Origin of the sequence: Cellulosimicrobium funkei (assembly GCF_001019615.1) — a bacterium.
In the GTDB taxonomy this organism is placed as follows: domain Bacteria; phylum Actinomycetota; class Actinomycetes; order Actinomycetales; family Cellulomonadaceae; genus Cellulosimicrobium; species Cellulosimicrobium cellulans_E.
In genome coordinates, this window is record NZ_JNBQ01000023.1 from 1 (window position 1) to 25,492 (window position 25,492).

The window sequence follows — 25,492 nt, forward strand, 5'->3', positions numbered from 1 at the left end:
AACTAGCCCGGTGGCCCCCGGCGACGCCTACCCGGCCCGGGGCGGCGTCCGGATGACGAGCACCGCGTCGACCGGGGCGCCGTCGAGCGCCCGGTAGGAGTGGTCCGCGTCGGAGACCCAGCGCAGCTCGTCGCCCTCCTCGACGACCGCCTCCGCGCCGTGACGACCGGCCCGCAGGCGGCCGCGCGTGATGAGGAGGTGCTCGACGACTCCCGGCCCGTGGGGCGGGGACGTCCGATCCGCGTGGGGCTCCAGGTGCAGGTGGTAGACCTCGACGGCCGTGCCGCCGGGCAGGTGGTGGGCGTCGAGCAGCCGCGCGGTGACGCCCTCGGACGACACCTCGGTGCCCGCCCGCTCGGCGAGCAGCGTCGCGAGCGGGACGCCGAGCGCCCCGGCCAGCGCGTAGAGGGTCGCGAGCGTCGGGTTGCGCGCACCGTGCTCGATCTCGGACAGCGAGCCCTTGCCGATGCCCGCCGCGGCGGCGAGCGCCGACAACGAGAGTCCGCGCTCGGCACGCAGCGCACGGAGCTGCGCGGCGACCGCCGCGAGCGTCCCGTCCCCGGGCCGTTCCGGCGCGCGCCCGGGCACTCCCCGGGCATTCCCGTCCGGCCGATCTTCCGCGCGCCCTGCCCCGTCGCTCACGGGCCGCAGCCTACCGGCGCGAGTATCGCGGGGCCTCTGGTAGCGTTCTGTGAACAGAACGCTCTCCCTTCGCCGCCCGCCAGGAGCAGCATGGACCCCGCCTCGGACCGCCTGCGCCCCGTCCTCGCCGGGGTCGTGACCGCCCTCGTCGGCTTCACGAGCTCGTTCGCCGTCGTGCTCGCGGGGCTGCGCGCCGTCGGCGCGACGCCCGACCAGGCCGCATCCGGGCTCCTGGCGCTCTGCGTCACGCAGGCCGTCGGCATCCTCTGGCTCACGACCCGGCACCGCACCCCGCTCACGCTCGCGTGGTCCACGCCCGGCGCCGCGCTGCTCGTGAGCACGGGCGCCGTCGCGGGCGGGTGGCCCGCCGCGGTCGGGGCGTTCTGCGTCGTCGGCGGGCTCGTGCTGCTCACCGCGCTCTGGCCGCGCCTCGGCGACCTCGTCGCCGCCATCCCCGCCCCGATCGCGCAGGCGATGCTCGCCGGCGTGCTCCTCACGCTGTGTCTCGCGCCCGTGCGCGCGGTCGTCGCGACACCGCTGCTCGTCGCGCCGGTGATCCTCACCTGGCTCGTGCTCCTGCGGGTCGCGCCGCGCTGGGCGGCGCCCGCCGCGCTCGCGGTGACGCTCGCGATCGTCGGGTACGAGGCCGTGCACGGCGGCACGCTCGCCTGGTCCGACGCCGTCCCGCGCCTCGACCTCACGGCGCCCACGCTCTCGTGGCAGGCCGTCGTCGGGCTCGCCGTCCCGCTCTACGTCGTGACGATGGCGTCGCAGAACGTGCCGGGTGTCGCCGTCATGGCGTCGTTCGGCTATCGCGTGCCGTGGCGCGAGGCGATGACCGTCACCGGGCTCGCGACCCTCGCCGGAGCGACCGCGGGCGGCCACACGATCAACCTCGCGGCGATCTCCGCCGCGCTGGCCGCGGGGCCGGAGGCGCACCCCGACCCCCGACGCCGCTGGCTCGCCGCCCACACCGCCGGGTGGGCGTACCTCGTGCTCGCCGTGGGGTCCGCGGGCCTCGCCGCGCTCGTCGCCGCCGCGCCCGCGGGGCTCGTCGAGGCGGCGGCGGGGCTCGCGCTCGTCGGCACGCTCGGCGCCGCCGTCGCGGGGGCCGTCGCCGAGCCGCGCGGGCGCGAGGCGGCCGTCGTGACGTTCCTCGTCGCCGCGAGCGGCGTCGTCGTGGCGGGCATCGCCGCCGCGTTCTGGGCGATCCTCGCGGGCCTGGCGGTCCACGCGGTCCTCTCCGTGCGCCGTCGGGCACCGGGCCCCACGAGCGAGACCGAGACCGAGACCGAGACCGAGACCGAGACCGCAGCCAAGACCGAGACCGAGACACCGGTCGACACCCCGCCGCACGAGGTAGAGGCCCGATAGCGAGGTAGAGACGTGGTCATGACCAGGGCTCTACCTCGCGCTACCTGGGCTCTACCTCGGCAGGGTTCCTACCTCGCGGGAGCCGGTGCCGCCTCGCGGGGCTCCCGGTCGAGCGGGTCCGGCCCGAGGACCGGGAGGTTGTCGCGGAAGACGTTCGTCGGGTCGACGCGGCGCTTGACCTCCCGCAGCCGGGACAACGTCGCGGGCGGGAACGCGTCGGCCACGCGCTCGGGGCGCAGGTCGGTGTCGAAGCTCAGGTACATGCCCTCGAACACGTCGGCGAGCGCGTCCCACCGGGCGTCGAGCCGCGAGCGGCTCGCTCCCATCGCCACCACGGAGAAGTTCGCCGAGCGGTGCCCGTACGCCGTCGCGTCCGCGGGGACGTCGGACGCCGCGCCGCCCGTCGAGCGGATCTGGAAGAAGTACGTGTCGCCGCTCGCGACGAGGCCGGCGAGCCGGGCCGACGCCTCGGGCGTGAGGTGCTCCAGCAGTCCGGACCGCGACACGGGCTCCCCCCGGCCGCCGTGCGGCCCGGGCGCGGGCGCGGAGACGACGGCGTCGTACGGCACGATCTGCGCCGTCGCCTGGGCGAGCAGCGGGGAGATCGCCGCGAACGGCTGGAGCCGGGCGAGGACGGTGTCGGGGTCGTCGGAGTCGACCATGGTCATGGACTGCGCGACGACCGGCTGCCCGGGGCGCGGGCGCCCGACGATCAGGAAGCTCGTCGTGTCCCGCGGCGAGGCCTCGACCGTCGCGCCCCAGCGTTCGAGGAACCCGGCGAGGTCGGACGCGTCGTGCACCATCTGCGCGAACCCGACCGCGGACACCTCGTCCGCGACGAGCTCGAACGACGTCACGATCCCGACCTGCGACCCCGCACCCCGCACGGCCCAGAACAGGTCCGGGTTCTCCTCCGCGCTCGCGCGCACGACCGAGCCGTCCGCGAGCACGACCTCGACGGCGCGCACGTGGTCGATCGTCAGGCCGTGGGCGCGGCCGAGGAACCCGATGCCGCCCGCGGTCGCGAGCCCACCGACGCCGACGCCGCCGTAGTCGCCCGACGTGATCGCCCACCCGCGCGGCGCGAGCGCCGCCGCGACCTCGCCCCAGCGCGCGCCGGGCCCGACGCGCACGAGGCGCGCGGCGTCGTCGAGCACCTCGACGGCGTCGAGCGCGCCGAGGTCGAGGACGATCCCGCCGTCGTTCGTCGAGCGTCCGCTGATCCCGTGGCCTCCGGAGCGGACGGAGAGCGGCACCGTGCGCGTCACCTGCTGGCCGCGCGCGAACGCGAGCGCCTCGACGACCTCCGCCGTGTCGCGGGGGCGGAGCACGAGCCCCGGCGAACCGCCGCGCAGGTAGTTCGAGCGCACGCCCGCGTACGCGGCGTCGCCCGGCTCGACCGCGCGCTCCGCGAGCGAGGCGGGGACGTCGTCGTACGCGATGCCTGGTCGGCGCGCGGCGCGGACCGCGAGCGGCACGACGCGCGACGTGTCGGTGCCGTGCGACGCGCGTCCGGCGGCGACGGCGTCGCGCAGCACGGGCGCGACCTCCTCGGCGAACCGGCAGGTCGTGCGCTCGTCGTCGGTCGCGAGGACCAGCGTCGAGACGCCCTCCTCGAGGAGGAGCGGCAGGAGCCGCTCGATCCAGGCCTCGGGCGGTCCGGCGAGGTCGGGCGCGCCGCCCAGCCCGCCACCGCCGTCTCCCGTCCCGAAGGCGCCGGACACGTTGAGCAGCCGGGTGATCTCGCGCGGGTCGCGCCCGACGGCGGTCGCGGCCTCGTCGATGCGCGCGTTGCCCGCGCGCAGCCCGTCCAGGCCCACGCGGCCCAGCGACGGAAGCCATCCGTCGGCCTTCTCGCCGACGAGGCGCAGCATGCGCGGGCCGAGCGCGCCCAGCCACACGGGGATGCGCCGCGTGGTCCCCGGCCCGGCGGTCGCGCCGTCGAGCCGGTGGTGGCGCCCGGGGACGAACAGCTCGCCGTCGCCGTCCTCGCCCCAGATCGCCCGGATCACCTCGATCGCCTCGGCGAGCGCGTCGACCGACTCGCCCGGCGTCAGGCGCTCGACGCCCATCGAGACCATGGCGTCCCAGAACGCGCCGGCGCCGAGCGCGAGGTCGACGCGCCCGTCGGACAGCAGGTCGAGGCTCGCCGCGGCGCGCGCGAGCACGGCGGGCTGGCGCATCGGGACGTTGACGACGTCGGGCGCGACGTGGATGCGCTCCGTCGCGGACGCGACGTACGACAGCAGCGTCCACGTGTCGAGTAAGCGCGGCTGGTACGGGTGGTCCTGGAACGTCACGAGGTCGTAGCCGAGGTCCTCGGCGAGGCGCGCGAGCCCGACCGTCGCCTCTGGATCCGGCGCCGACGGCGTGACGAACGTGCCGAACCGGAGCGGGTGGCCGTAGTCGGTCATGCGCGGGCCTCGCCGTCGGTCGTCGCTCCCGGCGCGGTGCCGCGCGCGGCCGCGACGAGCTCGCGCGCCGCGGGGGCGACCTCCTGACCGACGACGGCGAGCGTCGTCGGGTCGTCGCCCGCGACGATCCACGTCGACACGCCGTGCTCGAGCGTCACCTCGGCAACCTGCTCGGCCCACTGGCGCGGCGAGCCCTGGAGGAACCCTGCGCCACCGTCGGCGGTGAACCGGCCGCCGACGTTGAGCAGACGCCGCACTGCCCGCGGGTCACGACCCGCGTCCCGGGCGGCGGCGTCGATCGTCGCGTTGCCCGTCGCCAGCGCCTCGAAGCTCTGGAGGTACGCGAGCGACGGGAGCCAGCCGTCGGCCTTCGCCCCGACGAGGCGCAGCATCCGAGGCTTGAGCGCGCCGACCCAGATCTCGACGTCGTGCGCGGGTGCGGGCCCGCGCTTGGCGCCGTCGACGTGGTGGCGTGCGCCGCCCGCGACGAGGCGGTCGCGCGTGGACGTGTCCCACAGGCCGCGGACGACGTCGATTCCCTCGGAGAGCGCGTCGACCGACTCCCCCGGGGTCAGGCGCTCGCCGCCCATCGCGACGATCGGGTCCCAGAACCCGCCCGCGCCGAGGCCGAGCTCGACGCGCCCGCCCGAGAGCCGGTCGAGGCTCGCGACGGCCCGCGCGAGCACGGCAGGCGGGCGCAGCGGCAGGTTGAGCACGTTGCCCGCGATCCGGATGCGCTCGGTGCGCGCCGCGACCCAGGACATCAGGGTCCACGTGTCGAGGAAGGCCGCCTGGTAGGGGTGGTCCTGGAACGTGACGAGGTCGAGACCCACCTCCTCGGAGAGCTGCGCGAGCGCGACCGCCTGGTGCGGCACCGCGGCGGCGGGCGTGACGAAGGACCCGAAGCGCAGGTCGTGGCCGTAGTCGGGCATGGCTCCTCGCGATCTGAAGATACGTTGCTACGCAGAACATATCTGTAACAGATAGGTGGTGCAACCGCATTCCCGGCGGTAGGCTGGACGGATGAGCACGACCACGACGACCGCCGCTCCCACCGGCCCGGCCGAGCTCCCCGGCCGCCTCGAGGACCTCGGCTGGCACCTCGGCGTGCTGCTGCGCGCCTACCGCGCGACGGTCGAGCAGGCGCTCGACGACGTCCCCCACGGCACGCGCGGCTACCAGGTCCTCGTCACGGTGGCACAGGGCGACCACCCCACCCAGCTCGCGCTCGCCGAGCACCACGGCATCGACCGGACCGTCATGACCTACCTCGTCGACGACCTCGTCGCCGCGGGGCTCGTCGAGCGGCAGCAGAACCCCGCCGACCGTCGCGCGCGCCGCGTCGTCGCGACGCCCGAGGGCCGCCGTCGCCTCGGCGGATGGGCCACCGCCGTGCACGACGCCGAGGAGCAGCTCCTGGGCATGCTGTCACCTGACGAGCGCAGCGCCTTCCGCACGCTCATGCGCCGCGTCGCGTGCGACCTGCGCGACGTCGACGCCACCACCGACCCCTGCACCGTCGCCGAGCACACCCTCGCGGGCGCGACGTCGCCCCGGAAGAACCCCGTTCGACCGGAGGAGAACCCCGGTCCGCCGAGGTAGAACCGTGGTTCTCCGCGATACCAGAGCTCTACCTCGCGGGACCAGAGGTCTACCTCGGCAGGGGGTCCGCCGCGGTCGGTGAGGCGTCGGCCTCCGTGAGGGCGGCGTCGGTGTCGCCGGGGTCGCGGCCGCGGAGGGGGTAGAGCCAGAAGCAGACGAACGCGAGCGCGGCGAGGACCACGGGGACGCCGCCGAGGAGGAGGCGCACGCCCGTCGCGACGCTGTCCGGCTGCACGACGTCGCCCGCACCCTCGACGTACCCGCTCGCCGAGAGCACACCGGCGACGAGCACGGCCTGCACGATGACCGACCCGCGCACGACGAACCCGTTGGCGCCGAAGTACATGCCCTCGCGGCGCAGGCCGGTGCGGCGCTCGTCGTCGTCGATGACCTGCGCGAGCGCGACCTCGAGCACCTGCATGAGGCCCGCGACGCCCACGCCCACGGCGAGCCCCGCGAGCGCGGCGCCCAGGACGGTGGACGGGACGAGGTAGAGGCACGTCGCGAGGCCGTACACCGCGACGACCCACAGCATGGCCGAGCGCGGGCCGATCTTCCGCACGACCCACGACCATCCGACGATCGACGGGATCGCGGCGACGAAGATCGGTGCGAGGAGGAACGTCGCGTCGGCCTCGGCGCCGCCGAGCGTGTAGCGCACGTAGAACGGGATCGCGGCGAGCACGATGGCGGTCGTGCTCTGGAGCAGGAGCGACCCGAGCACGTAGGTGACGAACGCGCGGTTGGCGAACGTGTACCGGAGCTGGTCCCCCAGCCCGACGGCGGCCTCGCGCTCGCGCACCGTCGCGACGTCGACGGGGCGCTCGACCATGCCGGCGAGGGACCACACGAAGAACGCGAGGCTCACGACGGCGAGCAGCAACGCCATCCAGGTCCACCCGAGCGTGCCGTACAGGAGCGGCGCGCCGGCGGTGCCGAGGATCATCCCGACGAGCCCGAAGATCTGGCGCGGCGTGTTGCCGCGGGCTCGCTCCGCCGTCGTCCGGAAGATCTCGGGGAAGAGCGCCGAGATGTTGAGCGCGACGACGACGTACGCGACGTCGAACAGGGCCACGACGACGAGGAACCACACGATGAGACCGGTCGGCCCCACGGCGGGAGGGGTCCACACGAGCGCGAACGCGACGACGAGCGGGACGATCCCCAGCACGATCCACGGGACGCGCCGGCCCCAGCGCGTGCGACGGCGGTCGGAGACCGCGCCGACGAGCGGGTTGAGCAGGGCGTTGAGGATGCCGTGCGCGATCATCGCCCCCGCGACCCAGCCGGCGCGCACGCCGAGGTGGTCGACGTAGAAGTAGACGACGAACGCGGAGAACGTCTGCATGAGCAGGTTCGACGGGAACGCGGACGCACCGTAGGCGACCGTCTGCGCGCGCGAGGGCGTGCCGACGAGCCGGCGGTCCCGGACACGAGCGAGCAGCCCCCCGCCCGTGGTCGTCGCGCCCGGCGTCCCGTGCGGGGCGCTCACCGCTCGCCCCGCTGCACCGCGCGCAGGTCCCGCCAGCCGACGCGGACGATCCCCTCCTCGGCGATCACGGCCGCCACGGCCGGGTCGGCGAGCAGCCGACGCTCGAAGCCGCGCTTCGCGACGCCGTAGTCGGCGACGTCGCCGAGCTCGTCGTCGTCGAGCATCGGGTGGAGGAAGATCTCGGTCACGCCGGACGGGACGCGGCGCAGCAGGTCGAGGAAGTCGGCCCGGACGTCCTCGTAGTCCTCCTCCTCGACCGTCCCGGCGCCGTCGAGCTCGAACGGGTGGGTCCAGAGCCGGTCGACCACGACGACGCCGAGCGCGTCCGCGGCGGCCGTCGCCTCGTCGAGCAGCGGCTGGAAGTCGCCGGGGGGCAGCACCATCCCGTCGGTCGTCCGGGGCAGCCGGAACGGCAGACGGTACCGGGCGGCGAGCTCGAAGACCTGCGGCAGGAACGACCGCCCTGTCTCGAGCCCGTAGACGGAGCCCATGTGGTTGTCGAGGTGCGAGACGTCGACGCCGGCCGCGAGCGCCGCGTCGAGCTGCGCCGTGAGCTCGGCGACGACGTCCTCGACACGCGCCCGGCGCTCGACGGACAGGACGTCGCGCGGGAAGTAGCCCGCGTCGTCGACCAGGGACGTGCCCGTCCCGGTGAGCGGCCGCCAGCGGTACCGCGTCCACTCGCTCGTCAGCACGAGGTGCACCCCGACGTCGACGGGGTGCGCGGCCGCGAAGGCGAGCGCGTCCGGGGCCCACCCGCACGGGACCATGACCGTCGCGGAGTCGATCTGCCCGGCGAGGAGGAGCTCGGAGACCGCGCGGTTGGCGGCGCGGCACATGCCGTAGTCGTCGGCGTTGAGGATGATGGCGCGCGCGTCGGCGGCGAGGCCGAGCCGAGAGACCAGGTCCGACGGCGGCGCTCCCCCACCCGGTGCGGCGGCGGTCACGACGCCGCCTCCTCGCGCTCGTCGGCGGCCTCGGCCTCGCCCGACGCGGGGTGGGCGGCGGCAGAACGGAACACCTCGTCGCGCAGCGCGTCGCTGGCCGAGCGTGCGGCACCCACCACGACGGCGTCGCACGTGAGCTCCGACGACACGACCTGGATGGGGAGCACGGCGATCTTCTCCGCGAGGAACCGCTTCACCCGGTCCGCGATCGGCGCGCGCGCCGCCTGGTTCGTGAGGACGAACAGCTCCGGCTCGACGACGAGCGCGACCGACGCCGCGACGACCCCGATGCGCTCGGCGACCTCGTCGAGCGCGTCGTTCGAGGCGCCGTCGCCGTGCTCGGCGCGGTCCACGAGCTGCTTGACCGTCACGTCGTCGGGCAGGCCGTGCTCCTTCGCGAGCACGGCGAGCGACGACGCACCCAGCGCCTCGGAACCCAGCGCCCGGGCGGGGTGCGGCAGGAACGAGACCTCGCCCGCACCGCCCGCGAACCCGCGGTGGAGCTTCCCGTCGAGCACCAGCCCCGCGCCGAACCCGTCGCCGAGTCCGAGCACCGCGAACGAGCGCACGCCCGCGGCGACCCCGTCGCGCTGCTCGGCGAGCGCCGCGAGGTTGAGGTCGTTCTCGAGCGACACCGGGCAGCCCAGCGAGTCCTCGAGCGCCTCGACCAGGTCGGTCCCGCCCTTCTCGTAGCCGGGCACGCGGCGGATGGTCCGCTGGTCCGCCCCGACGATCAGCGGGACCGCCGCGACGGCGCGCGTCACCTCGACCGCGGTGCTCTCGGGAAGGCGGGCGGCGACGTCGTTCACGCACGCACGGGCGAGCTCCGCGGCCGCACGCGCGCGGGCCGTCGTCGTCGGCTTGACGTCCCGACGCTCCGCGCGGGCGCGGATCGCGCCCGTGACGTCGACGAGCGCGACCCGCACCCGGTCGCGCGCGACGTCGATCCCCAGGCCGAACGCGTAGTCGGGGTCCACGCGGTACAGCGTCGCGGCCGGCCCCCGCCGGTCGCGGTCGAGCCCGGCCTCCGTCACGACGCCCGTCGCCTCGAGCGCGCGCAGCGTCTGCGCGACGGTCGTCTTGGACAGCCCGGTCGCCGAGACGACGTCGGGGCGGGCGACCTGCGCGCCCGTGCCGAGCACGTCGAGCACGGCGCGCGCGTTGAGGGTGCGCAGGAGGGCGGGTGTACCGGCGGGAGTGGTGTCCATCTGGTCTCCGTCGAGCAGTGGGTGGGTCGAGCCGACATGTCCGGGCCGTGCAGGTAGGGCGGGAAGTTCCCTACCCGCCCGGAGACTAGCCGGGCTCCCTGTGGTTGTCGACGGCAACCGGTCTCCCTGTGGACGGCCCTGTACCGTGGCGTCGTGATCCGCCGAGCCCTCGCCCGCGCCTACTGGGCGACCAGCCGGTGGTCCCTGCGCTCCGAGCCGTACGACACCGGCCGCCCGACGCTCCTCGTCGGCGCCCCCCACACGTCGAACTGGGACTTCGTCCTCATGCTCGCCATCGCCTGGAGCACGGGGATCCACGTGCGCTGGCTCGGCAAGCACACGCTGTTCGCCGGCCCGGCCGGGCCGCTCATGCGCGCGCTCGGCGGCATCCCCGTCGACCGGCGCGACCCGAGCCGGGTCGTGGCCGACGTCGTCGCGCGCCTCCAGGCCGGCGAGGTGTTCTCGCTCGTCGTGACGCCCGAGGGCACGCGCGGCGCGGGGTCGTACTGGAAGTCGGGCTTCTACCGGATCGCGCGCGAGGCGCACCTGCCGGTGACCCTCGGGTACGTCGACCGCACCACCATGACGACCGGCCTCGGCCCCACGATCGAGCTCTCGGGCGACGTGCGCGCCGACATGGACGTCGTGCGCGCGTTCTACGCCGACAAGTCCGGCCTCCGCCCAGCCCTGCGCACCGAGCCGCGCCTGCGCGAGGAGGACGCGGCCGCCGCCTGACCCACCGAACGCTGCGTCTGCGGTCGACGGATGCGTCCCCGAACGCATCGGTCGACCGCAGACGCATCTCTCGACCCGGGCTCGGCGTCGGAGCGTCCCCGGGGATACGTGGTCCCCACATGGTTTCACCCGCCCAGGCGCCCGACCGGGCACGTCGGCGGGAGCACGCTCGACCGCGCAGGCGCACGATCCCGGCGAATCGACCCGCCGGGTACGGGACTTCCCGTACCCGGCGCCGGTCGTGCGTAGTCGTTGAGCGGACGTCGTCCGGCTGCCTACGGTCCACCCCGTCACGGCCGACGGTGCGGGCTCCGCACGGTGTCGGCCCTCCTCGACACAGGAAGCGAGTCCCCCATGAAGCGACTTCGCGCGGCGCTCCTCGCCGCCGTCGTGGGCGCGACCGCGATCATCGCCCCGATCGCGATCGCCCCCAGCGCCTCGGCGCACGGCTGGATCACCTCTCCGGCCTCCCGGCAGGACCACTGCGCGAAGGGCACCACGTCCTTCGACTGCGGGTCCATCAAGTACGAGCCGCAGTCCGTCGAGGCCCCCAAGGGCTCGATGAAGTGCTCCGGCGGCAGCGGCTACGCGATCCTCGACGACGCGAGCAAGCCCTGGCCGCGCACGACCACCGGCCGCGACGTGACGTTCCAGTGGAACCTCACCGCGAACCACGCGACGAGCGTGTGGGAGTACTTCGTGGACGGCCAGCTCTTCGCGACGTTCGACGGCGGCGGCGTCCAGCCGCCCAAGGACATCTCGCACACCCTGAAGGGCCTGCCGCTCGGCAACCACACGATCTTCGCTCGCTGGAACGTGTCGAACACGGTGAACGCGTTCTACAACTGCGTCGACCTGACCGTCACGGCCGACGGCACCAACCCCGGCGGCGGGGAGAACCCCGGCGGCGGCGAGGGTGAGAACCCCGGTGGCGGCCAGCCGGGCACCTGCACCGACCCGGCGTGGTCGTCGACCTCCGTCTACACGGGCGGCGCGAAGATCTCGCACGCCGGCAACATCTACGAGGCGAAGTGGTGGACGCAGAACAACGTCCCCGGCTCCGAGGCATGGGGTCCGTGGAAGCTGATCGGCGCCTGCTGACCCGCTGAACCCCGCGACGGCGGGTGTCCTCGTCCGTACGGGCGAGGGCACCCGCCGTCGTGCGTGCCGGGGTGGACGGCGCGCCGGGTACGCGGAAGCACGTACGGGCTTTGCCCAATTGTCCGCACTCCTCACGTTTCGTAGCGTCGAAAGTGCCCGATCCGAGAGCGGCCCGCGACGAAGCGCGCCGCAGGACCCATGCACCACCGGATGGAGAGCGAGACAACTCATGCGAAGACTGAGAGCGGTACTCCTGGCGGCCGTCGTCGGCGCGGTCGCGATCATCGCCCCCGTGGCGATCGCCCCCAGCGCGAGCGCGCACGGCTGGATCACGTCCCCGCCGAGCCGGCAGGACCACTGCGCGAAGGGCACCACGTCCTTCGACTGCGGCGGCATCAAGTACGAGCCGCAGTCCGTCGAGGCCCCCAAGGGCTCGATGAAGTGTTCCGGCGGCAGCGGGTTCAGCATCCTCGACGACACGAGCAAGCCGTGGCCGCGCACGCAGACCGGCACGTCGGTGACGTTCCAGTGGAACCTCACCGCGGCGCACAACACGAGCACCTGGGAGTACTTCGTCGACGGCGTGCTGTTCAAGACGTTCAACCAGGGCGGCGCCCAGCCTCCGAGCAACATCTCCCACACGCTGACCGGCCTGCCCGAGGGCAACCACACGATCCTCGCGCGCTGGAACGTCTCGAACACGGTGAACGCGTTCTACAACTGCGTCGACCTGAAGATCGGCGCCGGCGGCACCGACCCGGGCGACCCGGACCCCGAGCCCACCGACCCGGAGCCCGGCAACTGCACGGCGCCGGCGTGGACCGCGGGCGGGGTGTACCTCGGCGGCGCGAACGTCTCGCACGACGGCCGCAACTACCAGGCCAAGTGGTGGACGACGGGCGAGAACCCCGCCCAGAGCGGCCAGTGGGGCGTCTGGAAGGACCTCGGCGCCTGCTGACCTGACCCACGAACGCTGCGTCAGCGGCCGACGGATGCGTCCCCGGAACGCATCCGTCGGCCGCTGACGCATCTCTCGCTCCCGGCTCGGTTCGGCCCACCTCCGGTCGTCTGCGCCGACCACAGGACCGCTCTGTCCACAGGGCGTCCGCATCGCCACGGCGGCGCTGCCATCGTTCCGCTCGTGCGCAGCGAGCAGCAGGTCGCCGACCGCGTCCGGCGGATGGTCCCCGCCCTGAGGACGGTGCCCCATGTCGCGCGCCCCGGTCTGCACTGAGGGCGACAGTCGAGTGCTGCGTCTGCGTTCGAGCGCTGCGTCCGTGAACGCATCGTTCGAGCGCAGACGCAGCACTCGGTGTACCGGGGTCAGCCGCGGCCGCGGAGGCGGTCGAGGTCGCGGCGCTCCCGCTTCGTCGGGCGGCCGGCGCCGCGCTCGCGGACGGCGACGCGCACGGCGAGCTCCCGGGGCGGCGGGGGTGGGCTCTGGTCGATCACGGCCTGCGCGGCGAGCGGCGCGGAGACGCGCTTCACCAGCACCTTCTCGACGACGAGGATCCGTTCGGCGGGGCCGCCGCGCACGACGACGCGGTCGCCGACCTTGACGCCCGTCGCCGGCTTCGCACGCTCTCCGTTGACCCGCACGTGCCCGGCCTTGACCGCCGCGGTCGCCTGCGAGCGGCTCTTGAACACCCGGACGGCCCACAGCCAGCTGTCGACACGCGCGCTCGTCGCCTCGGTCGTCGCCATCCTCCGAGCCTAACGACCACGGGGAGGGCGCCCGGCGTGCGAACCGCCTCGCGCCGTGCCACCGTGAAGTCAGGCATACGGGGTAGTTGCCCGCTATGACTGTTTCGTCCCCCAGAGAACGGAGACAGGGATGAGCTTCATCGGATGGATCCTCATCGGCCTCATCATGGGCGCGATCGCACGCGCCATCCTGCCGGGCAAGGCACACAGGGGGCTGGATCGTCACGCTGATCGTGGGTGTGCTGGGTGCCCTCCTCGGCGGATGGATCGGTGGCGCGCTGTTCGGCGCGGACGCCAACGACGAGTTCTTCTCGCTCACCACCTGGTTCTGGGCCTTCGTCGGCTCGCTGCTCGTGCTGCTCATCTGGGGCGCGATCGCCCGTCGCTCGGCGCACAAGTAGGGCACCGACGACCGCCGCGACCGGCGGCGCACCCGGCCCGGGTTCCTGCGGGAGCCCGGGCCGTCGTCGTCCCAAAAGACGTGGACATCGGCGGCCGGCGCGGTGACGCTGGACGGCATGAGCAGCGTCGCCCGCACCGCCCCCGAGGTGTCCCTCCCCGAGGGGTACACGCTCGTCGAGGCCCCGCACCCCGCGTCGCTCGACGACCCCGCCGCGTGGGCGTACCACGCCGTCGCGGACCTCGAGCGCGAGCACGAGCTCGAGGTCCACGGCTACGACGACCTCGCGCTCCGGTCCCGGGACGTGCTCTCGGGCATGGACCACCAGGAGTACGCGGCCAAGCGCCGCTTCGTCGTGGTGCGCTCCGCGGCCGCCCGCGCCCTGATCGCCGAGGGCGTCCCGCCCACGGTGCCCGACGTCGTCGCGCACCTGTTCGTGCTCCACCCCACCACGAGCAACGAGCGGCTGAGCGAGGCCTTCGTGCTCGTCCGGCCGTCCGAGCGCCGGCGCGGCATCGGGACTCCCCTGCTCGCGCTCGCCGAGCGTCTCGGCGCGGACGCCGGGCGCACCGTGCTCCTCTCGAACACCTCGCACGGCGAGGAGCCTCCGCCGGGCCCGGGCGCGCTCGCCGCCACGACCGGCGCCGGCCGCGTCCCCGCCGACGCCCCCGGCCCGCGCTTCCTCAGCGCGCGCGGGTACGCCCTGGAGCAGGTCGAACGCCACTCCGTGCTCGACCTCCCGGTGGCCCCCGAGACCCTCGACGCGCACCGCGCCGACGCCCGGGAGCACGCCGGCTCCGACTACCGGGTGCACACCTGGACCGACGAGGTCCCCGACGTCTGGCTCGACCAGGTGGCCGTGCTCTTCACCCGCATGAGCACCGACCCGCCGACGGGAGGCGTCGACTACGGCGAGGACCCGTGGGACGCGCGGCGCGTGCGCACCTGGGTGGGCGAGCAGGTCGAGAAGCGGAACGGCTTCCTCCTGAGCGCCGCGGAGCACGTGCCGACCGGCACGCTCGCCGCGTTCACCGTCTTCCTGTACCCGCGCGAGCACGACGACTTCGCGTTCCAGGAGGACACCCTCGTGCTCCGCGAGCACCGCGGGCGCCGGCTCGGGATGCTCGTCAAGGTGGCCAACCTCGACGCGCTCGCCCGCGAGCGCCCCGCGACCCGGCGCGTCCACACCTGGAACGCGCAGGAGAACGACCACATGCTCGCGATCAACGTCGCGCTCGGGTTCCGGCCCGCGGGCGTGTGGGCCGCATGGCAGCGCAGGACGACCCCGAAGGACGGCGTGTGACCGCACCGCAGGCAGGACCGACCACCACCACCCCGCGCGACGTGCGCGTGCGCATCGAGCCCGTCCCGGGGAGCCTCGACGCGCCGGACGCCTGGGCCGTCCACGGCACGGTCCGGGTGGGCGACGCGATCGACCGTGCGATCCACGGCCACACGGACCTCGCCCTGGACGCGGCGACCGTCGCGGGCACGGTGGCGAGCCCCGGCTACCGCCGCGTGCTGCGCTGGGTCGCGGTGCTCGACGACGCCCCGGACGGCACGACGCCCCGGCCCGAGGACGTCGTCGGGCGGTCGATGGTGGCGCTCCCGCAGCAGGGCAACACGCACGTGGCGGTCGTCTACGTGGGGGTCGATCCCGCGCACCGGCGCCGCGGCGTCGGCTCCGCGCTGTGGGACGCGGCGCTGGCCGTCGCGCGCGCGGAGGGGCGGCGCGTCGTCCAGTCCGACTCGTCGTTCGCGCCGGAGCCGCCGCCAGGGCCGGGCGCGCTGGAGGCCCCGACGGGCAGCGGCCGCGTCCCGGCGCACGACGACGGGACGACGTTCGCGCTGCGGCGTGGGTTCACGCTCGAGCAGGTGATGCGCCACTCGGTGCTCGACCTCCCGGTCGCCTCCGAGGTGCTCGACCCGCTGCGCGCGGCGGCGACGGAGCGGTCCGACGGCTACCGCGTGCACGTGTGGACGGACGCGGTCCCCGAGGAGTGGATCGACCAGTTCGCGGTGCTCGAGACGCGCATGAGCACCGACGCCCCGAGCGGCGGGCTCGACCTCGAGGAGGACCCGTGGGACGCCGAGCGCGTCCGGACGACGTCCCAGGAGATCCTCGACCGCGGCCAGGGCTACGTCATCGCCGCGGCGGAGCACGCGGCGTCGGGCACGCTCGCGGCGTTCTCGATGGTGGCGTACCCGCGCGACCGGCCGGAGGTCGTGCTCCAGTACGACACGCTCGTGCTCCGGGAGCACCGCGGCCGCAGCCTCGGCATGCTCGTCAAGGTCGCCGTGCTCGACGAGCTCGCGCGGGCGCGGCCGTCGTCGCGCCGGGTGCACACGTGGAACGCGCAGGAGAACGCGCACATGCTCGCGATCAACGTCGCGCTCGGCTTCGCGCCGGCGAGCGTCGACGCCGAGTGGCAGCTCGTGCTCGACGCGGCACCCGCCGGAGCGCCCGGGCAGCAGCCCGGCGAGACCTCCTGACCCCGGAGGCCGCCGCGACGTCGGCCGCTCAGCGGATGCCGTCGAGGAAGCGGATCACCCGCTCGGTGACGAGCGCGGCGGCCTCCGGCTCGTACGACGGCAGGCCCGGGTCGGTGAACAGGTGCCGGTCGCCGGGGTAGACGAACAGCTCGGCGTCGGGCGTGGAGTCCACGAGCTCGCGCGCGGCGTCGAGGTCGCCCTCCCCCGCGAACGACGGGTCGGCGTCCATGCCGTGCACCTGGACGGGGACGGCGTCGGGCCACGCCTCGCCGAACTCCGAGACCGGCACGCACGCCTCGAGCAGCACCGCGCCCTTCGCCCCGGCGCGCGTCTGGGCGAGCATCTGCGCGGGGAGCACGCCGAGCGAGATCCCCGCGTAGACGACGCCCGCGTCGTAGCCGTCGGCGACGGCGCGCCCGCGCTCCAGGACGGTGCCGAAGCCCAGCTCCTGCACGTGCGCCATCCCCTCGTCGAGGGTCGCGAACGTGCGCCCCTCGAACAGGTCCGGCGTGTGCACGACGTTCCCCGCGCCCCGCAGCGACTCCGCGATCGTCCGCACGCCCTCGGTCAGTCCCTGCACGTGGTGGAACAGCACGACCTCGGCCATGGTCCCCTCCTCCGGTGTTCCGTCGGTGGCCCGGCGGCGCCGTCGCCGTCCGGTGCGCGCCGCGCGGCGCACACCGACCATCGTCGCGCGGGGCGCCCACGCTCGCCCGGAGCCGAGTCCAGGGACCGACGGCGGCCGTTCGTCAGGCCACCGGACCATCGACCGCGGGACGGTCGGGGTGGGCGTGCGCCGACGTCGGTCAGTAGTTTGGTGGTCATGACCTCGCAGCCCGTGCCGCCGCCGATCGACCCCACCACCACGCCGTCCTGGACCGCGCTGACCGTGCACCGCGACACCGTGGAGCCGGACCTGCGCACCTGGTTCGCGGCCGACCCGGACCGCGCGCGCCGCCTCACGCACCAGGCCGCCGACCTCACGGTCGACCTGTCGAAGAACCTCGTCACGGAGGAGACGCTCGAGCTGCTCGTGCGCCTCGCCGAGGAGGTCCGCCTCGACGACCGCCTCGAGGCGATGTTCACGGGCGAGCACATCAACGTCACCGAGGACCGCGCCGTCCTGCACACGGCCCTGCGCCGGCCGACCCCGCTGGGTGACGACGAGCACCTCGTCGTCGACGGGCAGGACGTCGACGCGGACGTGCACGCCGAGCTCGCGAAGGTCTACGCGTTCGCGGACAAGGTCCGCTCGGGCGAGTGGACGGGCGTCACGGGCGAGCGCGTGCGCACGGTCGTGAACATCGGCATCGGCGGCTCCGACCTGGGCCCCGTCATGGCGTACGAGGCGCTGCTGCCGTACAAGCACCAGGACATCGAGGTCCGGTTCGTCTCGAACATCGACCCGACGGACGTCGCGGAGAAGACCGCGGGCCTCGACCCGCGCACGACCCTCTTCATCGTCGCGTCCAAGACCTTCGGCACGCTCGAGACCCTGACGAACGCGCGCCTCGCGCGCGACTGGCTGTGGACGGAGCTCGCCGCGGTCGGCGCTCTCGACGACACGGACGAGGCTCGCCAGGCCGCCGTCGCGCAGCACTTCGTGGCCGTCTCGACCGCGCTCGACAAGGTCGCCGCGTTCGGCATCGACCCGGCCAACGCGTTCGGGTTCTGGGACTGGGTCGGCGGGCGCTACTCGGTCGACTCCGCGATCGGCACGTCTCTCGCGATCGCGATCGGCCCGGACCGCTTCGCCGAGCTGCTCGCGGGCTTCCACGCGATCGACGAGCACGTGCGCCGCACGCCGTTCGAGCGCAACGTGCCCGTCCTCATGGGCCTGCTCAACGTCTGGTACGTCAACTTCCTCGACGCCCACACGCACGCGGTGCTCCCCTACGCGCAGTACCTGCACCGCTTCCCGGCCTACCTCCAGCAGCTCACCATGGAGTCCAACGGCAAGCGCGTGCGCTGGGACGGCTCACCCGTGACGACCGAGACGGGCGAGATCTTCTGGGGCGAGCCCGGCACCAACGGCCAGCACGCGTTCTACCAGCTCATCCACCAGGGCACGCGCCTCATCCCGGCGGACTTCATCGCGGTCGCGAACCCGGCGCACCCGCTCACGGACGACGTCGGCGACGGCGGCGCGGTCCAGCCCGGCGCGGACGTCCACGGGCTGTTCCTCGCGAACTTCTTCGCGCAGACCAAGGCGCTCGCCTTCGGCAAGACGGCGGACGAGGTCCGCGCGGAGGGGACGGCGGAGGAGCTCGTGAGCGCCCGCACCTTCCCGGGCAACCGCCCGACGACGTCGATCCTCGCCCCCGCGCTCACGCCGTCGGTCCTGGGCCAGCTCATCGCGCTCTACGAGCACATCACGTTCGTGCAGGGCGTCGTGTGGGGCATCGACAGCTTCGACCAGTGGGGCGTCGAGCTCGGCAAGAAGCTCGCGCTCGAGATCGCGCCCGCCGTCGCGGGCGACGAGGACGCCCTCGCCGCGCAGGACCCGTCCACCGCGGCCCTCATCGACCGGTACCTCGACCTGCGCAGCTGACCCGCCTCCCGTCGAGCACGGCCGGAGGTCCGTCGTCCACGGGACGACGGACCTCCGGCCGTGCTGCGTGTGCGCGCGCCCTGCGTACACTGACGGCGCGACAGCCGCGAGCCCGTTCGGCGTCGTTCAACCCGGAAGGACACCGATGGCCGACGCCGCCACACCCGAGACCCTTGCCCACCTCCTGACGGAGCACGCCGACGACGTGCGCAGCGCCTGGCTCGAGGCCGCCGCGCACGAGCTGCACGGCCGCACCTCGCGCGGCGAGCTCGAGCGGGAGCAGGGCGAGATCCTCGACGCGCTCCTCGACGGCCTGCGCTCGGGCGGCGTCGGCCTGTCCGACGCCGCGTTCGACCAGCTCCGCGGCATCCTCGCCGACGTCTCCTCCGCGCGCGCCCGCCTCGGGTTCACCCCGCGCGAGACGGCGATCGGCGTGTTCGCGCTCAAGGAGGGCCTGTACCGGCTCGCCGCGGCGACGGACGCCGACACCGACGTCACCCCGCTCCTGCGCCTGGTCGACCAGCTCGGCCTCTTCACGTTCGAGACGTTCGCCGCGGCGCGCGAGGCGATCATCGCCGAGCAGGCCGAGCAGCTCCTCGAGCTCTCGACGCCCGTCGTGAAGCTCTGGGAGGGCATCGTCGCGGTGCCGCTCGTCGGCACGCTCGACTCGGCGCGCACGCAGGTCGTCATGGAGAAGCTGCTCAACACGCTCGTCGACACGGGCAGCGAGCACGCGATCATCGACATCACGGGTGTCCCCGCGGTGGACACCCAGGTCGCGCAGCACCTGCTCAAGACGGTCGTCGCCGCACGCCTCATGGGCGCCGAGTGCACGATCAGCGGCATCCGCCCGCAGATCGCTCAGACGATCGTCGCGCTCGGCATCGAGTTCGGCGACATCCGCACGCGCGCGAGCCTCGCGGACGCGCTCGTGGACGCGCTGCGCGCGGGCCGCGACACCCGGCGGACCGGGCTCCCGGCATGACCGACGCCGTCCCCATCCTCAAGATCGGCTCCACGCTCCTCGTCTCGATCCAGGTCGATCTCCAGGACGACACCGCCCTGCGACTCCAGGAGGACCTCGCCCAGCGGATCACGGACACCGGAGCGCGGGGCGTGATCATCGACATCTCCGGGCTGGAGATCGTCGACTCCTTCATCGGGCGCATGCTCGCGTCCGTCGCGGGCATCTCCCACGTGCTCGACGCGACGACCGTCGTCGTCGGGATGCGCCCCGCCGTCGCGATCACCATGGTCGAGCTCGGGCTGTCGCTCGGCGACGTCCGCACGGCTCTCGACGTCGAGCGCGGCCTCGCGCTCCTCGCGCCCGAGGAGCGGTCCGCCGAGGACGTGCTCCTCGCCGCCGCCGAGCGCGAGGAGAGATGACGACGACGACCCCGCCGGCCGCGACGGCCGAGCGCGTGCCCGTGCGCACCGACTCCGACGTCGTCCGGGTCCGCCAGCTCGTCCGCACGCTCGCGCAGCAGGCACGCCTGTCGCTCGTCGACCAGACCAAGCTCGTCACCGCGGCCAGCGAGCTCGCGCGCAACACGCTCGTCTACGGCGGGGGCGGCGAGGCCGAGGTCCAGCTCGTCACCGAGGGTGCGCGGACCGGCGTGCGCGCCGTCTTCTCGGACGAAGGCCCGGGCATCCCGGACCTCGACCTCGCGCTCACGGACGGCTGGACCAGCGGGAGCGGGCTCGGCCTGGGTCTGTCGGGCTCGCGCCGGCTCGTCCAGCACTTCGCGATCGACACGGCACCGGGCGCGGGCACCCGCGTCGAGATCGCGACCTGGTCCCGATGATCCCGGCCCCCGACCGTCCCGACGAGCGCCGCAGCGTCGTCGAGGACGGCACCTGGTACACCGTCGACCACCCGTCGGCGGTCGGGAGCGTGCGCCGCGGCGCGAGCACCGTGGCCCGGAGCCTCGGCCTCGACGACGACCGCGCGGCCGAGATCGGGCTCGTGGTCTCGGAGCTCGCGACCAACCAGTGCCGCCACGCCGGGTCCGGCTCGATGCTGGTCCGCGTGCGACGCACCGGCGACGACACCGCGCTCGAGGTGCTCGCGGTCGACTCCGGCCCGGGCATGCGGGACATCGGCGCCGCCATGCGCGACGGCGTCTCGAGCCGCGGCACGCTCGGCATCGGCCTGGGCACGCTGCCGCGGCTCGCGTCGTCGTGGGACGCGTGGACGTCACCGGGCCGCGGGACGGTCATCGCGGCGACGTTCGCCGCGCACGGGGCGGTGGTGGGGCTCGCCGAGCCCACGGGCGTCACGCGGCCGATGACGGGCCAGTCGGTGTGCGGGGACGCGCTCGCGGTGCGCCACGACGACGGCGTCCCCAGCCTCCTCGTCGCCGACGGCCTGGGGCACGGCCCGCTCGCCGCCGCGGCGTCGGGCGCCGCCGTGCGGGCGTTCCTCGACGCGCCGGCCGGGTCGGCCGTCGCCCTCCTCGAGCGCGTGCACGCGGCGCTCGGCGGCACGCGCGGCGCCGCCGTCGCCGTCGCCCAGGCAGCCGGGGGCGGTGTGCTGCGGTACGCGGGCCTGGGCAACATCGCCGGGGCCGTCCACGGCGACCGGGCGCGCGGGCTCGTGAGCTATCCCGGCATCGCCGGCACCCGAGGACGCCCGCTGCGCGAGACCACCTACCCGGTCGAGGCCGGGGACGTCGTCGTGCTGCACAGCGACGGGCTGACCGCCCGGTGGTCGCTCGCCGACTACCCGGGGCTCGCGACCCGCTCGCCGCTCGTCGTCGCGGGCGTCGTCCTGCGCGACCACGCGGTGCGCCGGGACGACTCGTGCGTGGCGGTGCTCCCGATCGGCCGGGAGGCGGCATGAGCACGACGCTGCTCGTCACCCAGCTCCGCTCCGACTCCGACGTCATCGCGCTGCGCCGGGCAGGCCGGGAGATCTGCCACCGGCTCGGGCTCGACACCCAGGACCAGGTGCGCGTCGCGACCGCGCTGTCCGAGATCGGCCGGTCCGCCGTCGCCTCCGGCACCGCGGACGTGGTCGTCGGGGTCCTGCCTGGTCTTCCCCAGGCGACGCTGCGCGCCGAGATCGTGGCCGGCACGCCGTTCCTCGTCGAGGGCGACTCGAGCGACGGCGGCATCCCCGCGGCGCGCCGGCTCGTCCGTGGCCTCGAGGTCGACCCGACCGGGACGCGCGTCCTGCTCACCAAGTCGCTCCCCGCGACCGCGCGGACCGACGAGGCGACGCTCGCGGCCGTGCGGCGGTCCACCGCGGCCGCGCACGTGGCCGACGCGGTCGACGAGCTGCGCGTCCAGAACGCGGAGCTGGTCCGCACCCTCGACGAGCTCACCCGCCAGCAGGAGGAGCAGCGGCGCCTCAACGTGGAGCTGGAGGAGACGAACCGGGGCGTCCTCGCGATGTACGACCAGCTCTCCTCGGAGCTCGAGGAGACCAACACCGGCGTCGTCGCGCTCTACGCCGAGCTCGACGAGCGCGGTCGCGAGCTCGCCGCCGCGAACGAGGCGAAGACGCGCTTCCTGCGCAACGTGAGCCACGAGCTCCGCTCGCCCGTGAACTCGATCCTCGGGCTGACCTCGCTGCTCGTCGACTCCCACCTCGACGGCGAGCAGACCCAGCAGGTGGGGTTCCTCCGGGAGAGCGCGGCGACGCTCCTCACCCTCGTCGACGAGCTGCTCGACCTCGCGCGCGCCGAGGCCGGGCACGAGGACGTCGCGCCCAGCCGGGTGGACGTGGCGGAGCTGCTCGACGAGCTGCGCGGGACGACTCTTCCCGTGGTGCGCCCCGGCGTCGCGCTGCGGACCGTCGCCGCAACCGGCCTCGTGCTCGTCACCGACCGCCGGCTGCTGTCCCGCGTGCTGCGCAACCTGCTCACGAACGCCGTGAAGTTCACGGACCACGGTGAGGTCGTGCTCCGTGCCGAGGCCGACGGGGAGGTCGTGCGGTTCGACGTCCACGACACCGGTCTCGGCATCCCCGCGGACCAGCTCGACGCCGTGTTCGAGGAGTTCGTCCAGGTCCCCAACCGCCTCCAGCCGACCGTGCGGGGCACGGGCCTCGGGCTGCCGTACGCGCGCCGGACCTCCGAGGCGCTCGGGGGGACGCTCGTCGCGACGTCGCGCCCCGGGGAGGGGAGCGTGTTCACGCTCCGGCTCCCGTCGCTGTCCGTCGACGACGCGGTCCCGCAGGACGCGCGGCCCGAGCCCGACGAGGCGGACGGCGGCCTCGGGCACGTGCTCGTCGTCGACGACGACCGGGCCTACGCCTCGGTCGTCTCCTCGATGCTCCGCGACGACGCGGCGCGGGTCAGCGTCGCGCACGACGCGTCGCACGCCCTGGCGCTCCTGCACGACGGCGCGGCCGACGTCGCGCTCCTCGACGTGTGCCTCCCGGGGACGGACGGGCTGGCCCTCCGGTCGACGATCCAGAGCCTCTACCCCGCGACGGCGACGGTGCTCATGTCGAGCGCGCCTGCCCCCGCGGGGATCGGTGACGCACCGTTCCTCGCGAAGTCGGGCATCGACCGTGACCGCCTCGTCGCGACCCTGCGCCGGGAGGTGAGCGCCCGATGAGCGCCGAACGCACCGTGCTGGTGGTCGACGACACGCACGCGCACCGCTACGTCATGGCGAGCTGGCTCCGCCGCGCCGGGTTCGACGTCGTCGAGGCCGCGACGGGGAGCGAGGCGCTGGCCCAGGCGGCGGCGCACGTCGACGCGGTCGTCCTCGACGTCAACCTCCCGGACATCCCGGGCCGCGAGGTGTGCAGCCGGCTCAAGGCGGACCCGGCGACGGCCCACGTGCCGGTCCTGCACGTGTCCGCGACCGACGTCGACGCCGCGGCGCGCACCGCCGGCCTCGAGGGCGGGGCGGACGCCTACCTGCCGGAGCCGCTCGACCGCGACGAGTTCCTGGCGACCATCAGCGCCCTGTGCCGACGCGTGGACGCGCAGCGCGGCGCGGGCCGCACGGCGCGGCGGCTCGAGGCGCTCACGGACGCGCTCGTCCCGCTCCACGAGGCCCGGTCGCCGGAGGCCGTCGCCGACCACGCGGCGCGCGGCGCGTGCGCGGTCCTCGGCCGTGCGGTCGTCTCGATGGTCGTCGCCGAGGCCGGCGTCGTGCTGCGCTCCGTGTGCACGACGGAGGGCGCCGCGCTCGTCCGTGGTCGGGGGCCGACGGCGGTCCTGCCGCCGACGGGCGCGACGTCCGCCCTGTTCGGGCCGGACGAGGTGCCCTCTCCGTGGCGGCCGCTCCTGGCCGAGGCGGGGGTCGGTCGCTCGTCGTGGTTCACCTTCTGGCTCGTCGACGGCACCGGGGCGCTCGTCGGCGGGCTCGGTATCGAGGTCGGTGACGAGCCGCTCGCCGACGAGGAGCTCGAGGCCGCCGGTCGCTTCGCCGAGGCGGTGACGGTCGCCCTCGCGAACCTGCGGACGTTCACCGAGGAGCACCGCATCGCCCTCGCGCTCCAGAGCGCGTTCCTGCCGGCCGGCCTCCGCGTGCGGGGCGGGGTGGAGGTGGCGGCGCGGTACGAGGCGTCGGACGCGCGCCTCGACGTCGGCGGCGACTTCTACGACGCCTTCGACCTTCCTGACGGGCGCGTCGCCGTGGTCATCGGCGACGTGCAGGGTCACTCGCTGCGCGCCGCGACCGTGATGGCCGAGGTGCGCATGACGCTCCGCGCGTACCTGCGCGAGGGGCACGAGGCCGCCACGGCGCTCGACCTGCTGAACGCGGCGCTGCGCGACGACCACCCCGAGTTCGCCACGGTGTGCGTGTGCGTGCTCGACCCGGCCTCCGGTGCGCTGGAGCTCACCGACGCCGGGCACCTGCCCGCGTTCCTCGTCCGTGGCGACGGCAGCGTCGACCGGGCGAAGTCCGGTTCGCGGCTCCTCGGGGTGGCCAGCCCCGACGACCGCCCGGCCCACCACGACGTCCTGCGGCCGGGCGACCTCCTGGTGCTCGTGACCGACGGGCTCGTCGAGCGCCGCGGCGGGTCGCTCGTCGATGCCCTCGACCGGTTGGCGCGGGTCGCCTCCGAGAACGCGGGCGTCGCCCCCGCCGTCCTGTGCGACCGCCTCGTCGCCGCGTTCGACGACCCCGGCCGCGAGGACGACGTCGCCGTGGTGGCGGTCGCGCGTCAGGCGTCGCCGGACGGCACCTTGTCCGCGACGTCGTCGTAGGTGACCTCCGCCGGCGGCTCGGCCGGCGCGTAGACCAGGCGCACGACGCCGGTCGGGTAGGTCTCCGACCGCAGGAGCGTGAGCGGGTAGTACGGCTCGCCCTCGTCGAAGAGCCGCTCGCCCGTGCGCGCCGCGACGGGGTGGACGAGCAGCCGCAGCTCGTCGAGCAGCCCGGCGGCAAGGAGCTGGCGGACGACCGAGATCGACCCCGCGACGAGCACCTTGCCCAGGCCCGGTTCCTCCTTGAGCGCGCGCACGGCCTCGACGAGGTCGCCGTCGACCCGCTCGACGTGCCGCCAGCCGAGCTCCTGGTCGCCGCGCGTCGCGACGATCTTGCGCATGTCGCCGAGGCGCGCCGCGAACGACGCGTCCTCGCCCCCCGCCGTCTCCCGCTCGGGCCATGCGCCGGCGAAGCTGTCGTACGTGACCCGCCCGAGGAGCAGCGCGTCGACGTCCTGGTAGTCCTCGTCGACGGCGGCCGCCATGTTGTCGTCGAAGTACGGGAAGTGCCACGCCGGGTCGATCTCGGCGATGCCGTCGAGCGAGAGGAACAGGGTGGACACGAGCGTCGCGGTCATGGTTGGCCTTCCGGTCGGGATGGTGGGTCGATGTCGGGATCGACGGTGGAGCGCGCCAGAACTCATCGGTCCAGAGCG

Annotated in this window: 23 protein-coding genes and 1 pseudogene; 15 read left to right on the plus strand and 9 right to left on the minus strand. The window is 74.6% G+C overall.

All coding sequences use genetic code 11. The annotated features are described in order from the left end of the window. Positions 1 to 27: 27 nt before the first annotated feature. Complete coding sequence (locus FB00_RS14455) at positions 28 to 642, minus strand: helix-turn-helix domain-containing protein (RefSeq protein WP_231581866.1); 615 nt, start codon at positions 640 to 642, stop codon at positions 28 to 30. A gap of 90 nt (positions 643 to 732) precedes the next feature. Between FB00_RS14455 and FB00_RS14460 the strand changes: the two genes are divergently transcribed. Continuing rightward, positions 733 to 2,016 carry a benzoate/H(+) symporter BenE family transporter gene (locus tag FB00_RS14460; RefSeq protein WP_047233638.1) on the plus strand — a complete coding sequence of 428 codons (1,284 nt, stop codon included), beginning with the start codon at positions 733 to 735 and terminating at the stop codon, positions 2,014 to 2,016. 68 nt (positions 2,017 to 2,084) lie between these two features. Here the strand turns inward: FB00_RS14460 and FB00_RS14465 are convergent, their stop codons facing one another. Together FB00_RS14465 and FB00_RS14470 are read right to left on the minus strand one after the other, a co-directional pair. Next, positions 2,085 to 4,430 carry an LLM class flavin-dependent oxidoreductase gene (locus FB00_RS14465; protein WP_047233639.1) on the minus strand — a complete coding sequence of 782 codons (2,346 nt, stop codon included), beginning with the start codon at positions 4,428 to 4,430 and terminating at the stop codon, positions 2,085 to 2,087. Further along, positions 4,427 to 5,362 carry an LLM class flavin-dependent oxidoreductase gene (locus FB00_RS14470; protein WP_047233640.1) on the minus strand — a complete coding sequence of 312 codons (936 nt, stop codon included), beginning with the start codon at positions 5,360 to 5,362 and terminating at the stop codon, positions 4,427 to 4,429. The genes FB00_RS14465 and FB00_RS14470 overlap by 4 nt, the downstream gene beginning before the upstream one ends. Positions 5,363 to 5,453: 91 nt before the next feature. Between FB00_RS14470 and FB00_RS14475 the strand changes: the two genes are divergently transcribed. Next, positions 5,454 to 6,032, plus strand: a complete 579-nt coding sequence (locus FB00_RS14475; protein ID WP_082141343.1) for a MarR family winged helix-turn-helix transcriptional regulator — start codon at positions 5,454 to 5,456, stop codon at positions 6,030 to 6,032. A gap of 49 nt (positions 6,033 to 6,081) precedes the next feature. On the opposite strand, the gene FB00_RS14480 is transcribed toward FB00_RS14475, so the two are convergent. From FB00_RS14480 to FB00_RS14490, 3 genes are read right to left on the minus strand one after another with little or no spacing between them, the layout of a single operon-like run. Further along, on the minus strand, positions 6,082 to 7,524 hold the full coding sequence (locus tag FB00_RS14480; RefSeq protein WP_231581867.1) for an MFS transporter: 1,443 nt from the start codon (positions 7,522 to 7,524) through the stop codon (positions 6,082 to 6,084). Then, complete coding sequence (locus tag FB00_RS14485; protein WP_052877696.1) at positions 7,521 to 8,471, minus strand: polysaccharide deacetylase family protein; 951 nt, start codon at positions 8,469 to 8,471, stop codon at positions 7,521 to 7,523. Before FB00_RS14485 ends, FB00_RS14480 begins: the two co-directional genes overlap by 4 nt. Then, entirely contained in the window at positions 8,468 to 9,679 is a 1,212-nt protein-coding gene (locus FB00_RS14490; RefSeq protein WP_052877697.1) for an ROK family transcriptional regulator, read from the minus strand. Before FB00_RS14490 ends, FB00_RS14485 begins: the two co-directional genes overlap by 4 nt. A gap of 153 nt (positions 9,680 to 9,832) precedes the next feature. On the opposite strand from FB00_RS14490, the gene FB00_RS14495 reads away from it, so the two are divergent. The 3 genes from FB00_RS14495 (at position 9,833) to FB00_RS14505 (ending at position 12,473) form a co-directional block, all read left to right on the plus strand. After that, the gene (locus FB00_RS14495; protein ID WP_047233641.1) at positions 9,833 to 10,414 is read left to right on the plus strand and encodes a 1-acyl-sn-glycerol-3-phosphate acyltransferase; all 582 of its coding nucleotides are present in this window, start codon (positions 9,833 to 9,835) and stop codon (positions 10,412 to 10,414) included. A 354-nt stretch (positions 10,415 to 10,768) separates the two neighbouring features. Beyond that, positions 10,769 to 11,515, plus strand: coding sequence for a lytic polysaccharide monooxygenase (locus FB00_RS23020; protein ID WP_047233642.1), 747 nt, complete (start codon positions 10,769 to 10,771; stop codon positions 11,513 to 11,515). Positions 11,516 to 11,807: 292 nt separating this feature from the next. After that, positions 11,808 to 12,473 (plus strand): lytic polysaccharide monooxygenase, encoded by a 666-nt coding sequence (locus tag FB00_RS14505; RefSeq protein ID WP_231581868.1) that lies wholly within the window; start codon positions 11,808 to 11,810, stop codon positions 12,471 to 12,473. Between the two features lie 365 nt (positions 12,474 to 12,838). On the opposite strand, the gene FB00_RS14510 is transcribed toward FB00_RS14505, so the two are convergent. Next, a complete protein-coding gene (locus FB00_RS14510; protein WP_047233644.1) occupies positions 12,839 to 13,219 on the minus strand; it encodes an RNA-binding S4 domain-containing protein in 381 nt (126 codons plus the stop codon). 130 nt (positions 13,220 to 13,349) lie between these two features. Between FB00_RS14510 and FB00_RS14515 the strand changes: the two are divergent. The 3 genes and pseudogenes from FB00_RS14515 (at position 13,350) to FB00_RS14525 (ending at position 16,112) form a co-directional block, all read left to right on the plus strand. Next, positions 13,350 to 13,620 (plus strand): annotated as a pseudogene (locus FB00_RS14515) (GlsB/YeaQ/YmgE family stress response membrane protein). A gap of 117 nt (positions 13,621 to 13,737) precedes the next feature. Continuing rightward, positions 13,738 to 14,922, plus strand: coding sequence for a hypothetical protein (locus tag FB00_RS14520; protein ID WP_047233678.1), 1,185 nt, complete (start codon positions 13,738 to 13,740; stop codon positions 14,920 to 14,922). Next, positions 14,919 to 16,112: a GNAT family N-acetyltransferase gene (locus FB00_RS14525; RefSeq protein ID WP_052877699.1), complete on the plus strand. Its 1,194-nt coding sequence runs from the start codon at positions 14,919 to 14,921 to the stop codon at positions 16,110 to 16,112. The genes FB00_RS14520 and FB00_RS14525 overlap by 4 nt, the downstream gene beginning before the upstream one ends. 28 nt (positions 16,113 to 16,140) lie before the next feature. Here the strand turns inward: FB00_RS14525 and FB00_RS14530 are convergent, their stop codons facing one another. After that, the gene (locus FB00_RS14530; protein ID WP_331386747.1) at positions 16,141 to 16,878 is read right to left on the minus strand and encodes a dienelactone hydrolase family protein; all 738 of its coding nucleotides are present in this window, start codon (positions 16,876 to 16,878) and stop codon (positions 16,141 to 16,143) included. A 57-nt stretch (positions 16,879 to 16,935) separates the two neighbouring features. Between FB00_RS14530 and pgi the strand changes: the two genes are divergently transcribed. From pgi to FB00_RS14565, 7 genes are all read left to right on the plus strand, one after another. Further along, positions 16,936 to 18,663 carry a glucose-6-phosphate isomerase gene (gene pgi, locus FB00_RS14535; RefSeq protein ID WP_047233646.1) on the plus strand — a complete coding sequence of 576 codons (1,728 nt, stop codon included), beginning with the start codon at positions 16,936 to 16,938 and terminating at the stop codon, positions 18,661 to 18,663. Between the two features lie 145 nt (positions 18,664 to 18,808). Further along, complete coding sequence (locus FB00_RS14540) at positions 18,809 to 19,648, plus strand: STAS domain-containing protein (RefSeq protein ID WP_047233647.1); 840 nt, start codon at positions 18,809 to 18,811, stop codon at positions 19,646 to 19,648. Next, positions 19,645 to 20,049, plus strand: a complete 405-nt coding sequence (locus FB00_RS14545; protein WP_047233648.1) for an STAS domain-containing protein — start codon at positions 19,645 to 19,647, stop codon at positions 20,047 to 20,049. Before FB00_RS14540 ends, FB00_RS14545 begins: the two co-directional genes overlap by 4 nt. Beyond that, positions 20,046 to 20,468 (plus strand): ATP-binding protein, encoded by a 423-nt coding sequence (locus FB00_RS14550; protein ID WP_047233649.1) that lies wholly within the window; start codon positions 20,046 to 20,048, stop codon positions 20,466 to 20,468. Before FB00_RS14545 ends, FB00_RS14550 begins: the two co-directional genes overlap by 4 nt. Next, positions 20,465 to 21,505 (plus strand): anti-sigma regulatory factor, encoded by a 1,041-nt coding sequence (locus tag FB00_RS23255; RefSeq protein ID WP_047233650.1) that lies wholly within the window; start codon positions 20,465 to 20,467, stop codon positions 21,503 to 21,505. Before FB00_RS14550 ends, FB00_RS23255 begins: the two co-directional genes overlap by 4 nt. Beyond that, positions 21,502 to 23,229, plus strand: a complete 1,728-nt coding sequence (locus FB00_RS14560; protein ID WP_047233651.1) for an ATP-binding protein — start codon at positions 21,502 to 21,504, stop codon at positions 23,227 to 23,229. The genes FB00_RS23255 and FB00_RS14560 overlap by 4 nt, the downstream gene beginning before the upstream one ends. Further along, complete coding sequence (locus FB00_RS14565; RefSeq protein ID WP_047233652.1) at positions 23,226 to 24,836, plus strand: fused response regulator/phosphatase; 1,611 nt, start codon at positions 23,226 to 23,228, stop codon at positions 24,834 to 24,836. The genes FB00_RS14560 and FB00_RS14565 overlap by 4 nt, the downstream gene beginning before the upstream one ends. Here FB00_RS14565 and FB00_RS14570 read toward each other — a convergent pair. Further along, the gene (locus tag FB00_RS14570) at positions 24,794 to 25,414 is read right to left on the minus strand and encodes a dihydrofolate reductase family protein (RefSeq protein ID WP_047233653.1); all 621 of its coding nucleotides are present in this window, start codon (positions 25,412 to 25,414) and stop codon (positions 24,794 to 24,796) included. The two genes, FB00_RS14565 and FB00_RS14570, sit on opposite strands and share 43 nt — an antisense overlap. Positions 25,415 to 25,492: the final 78 nt, after the last annotated feature.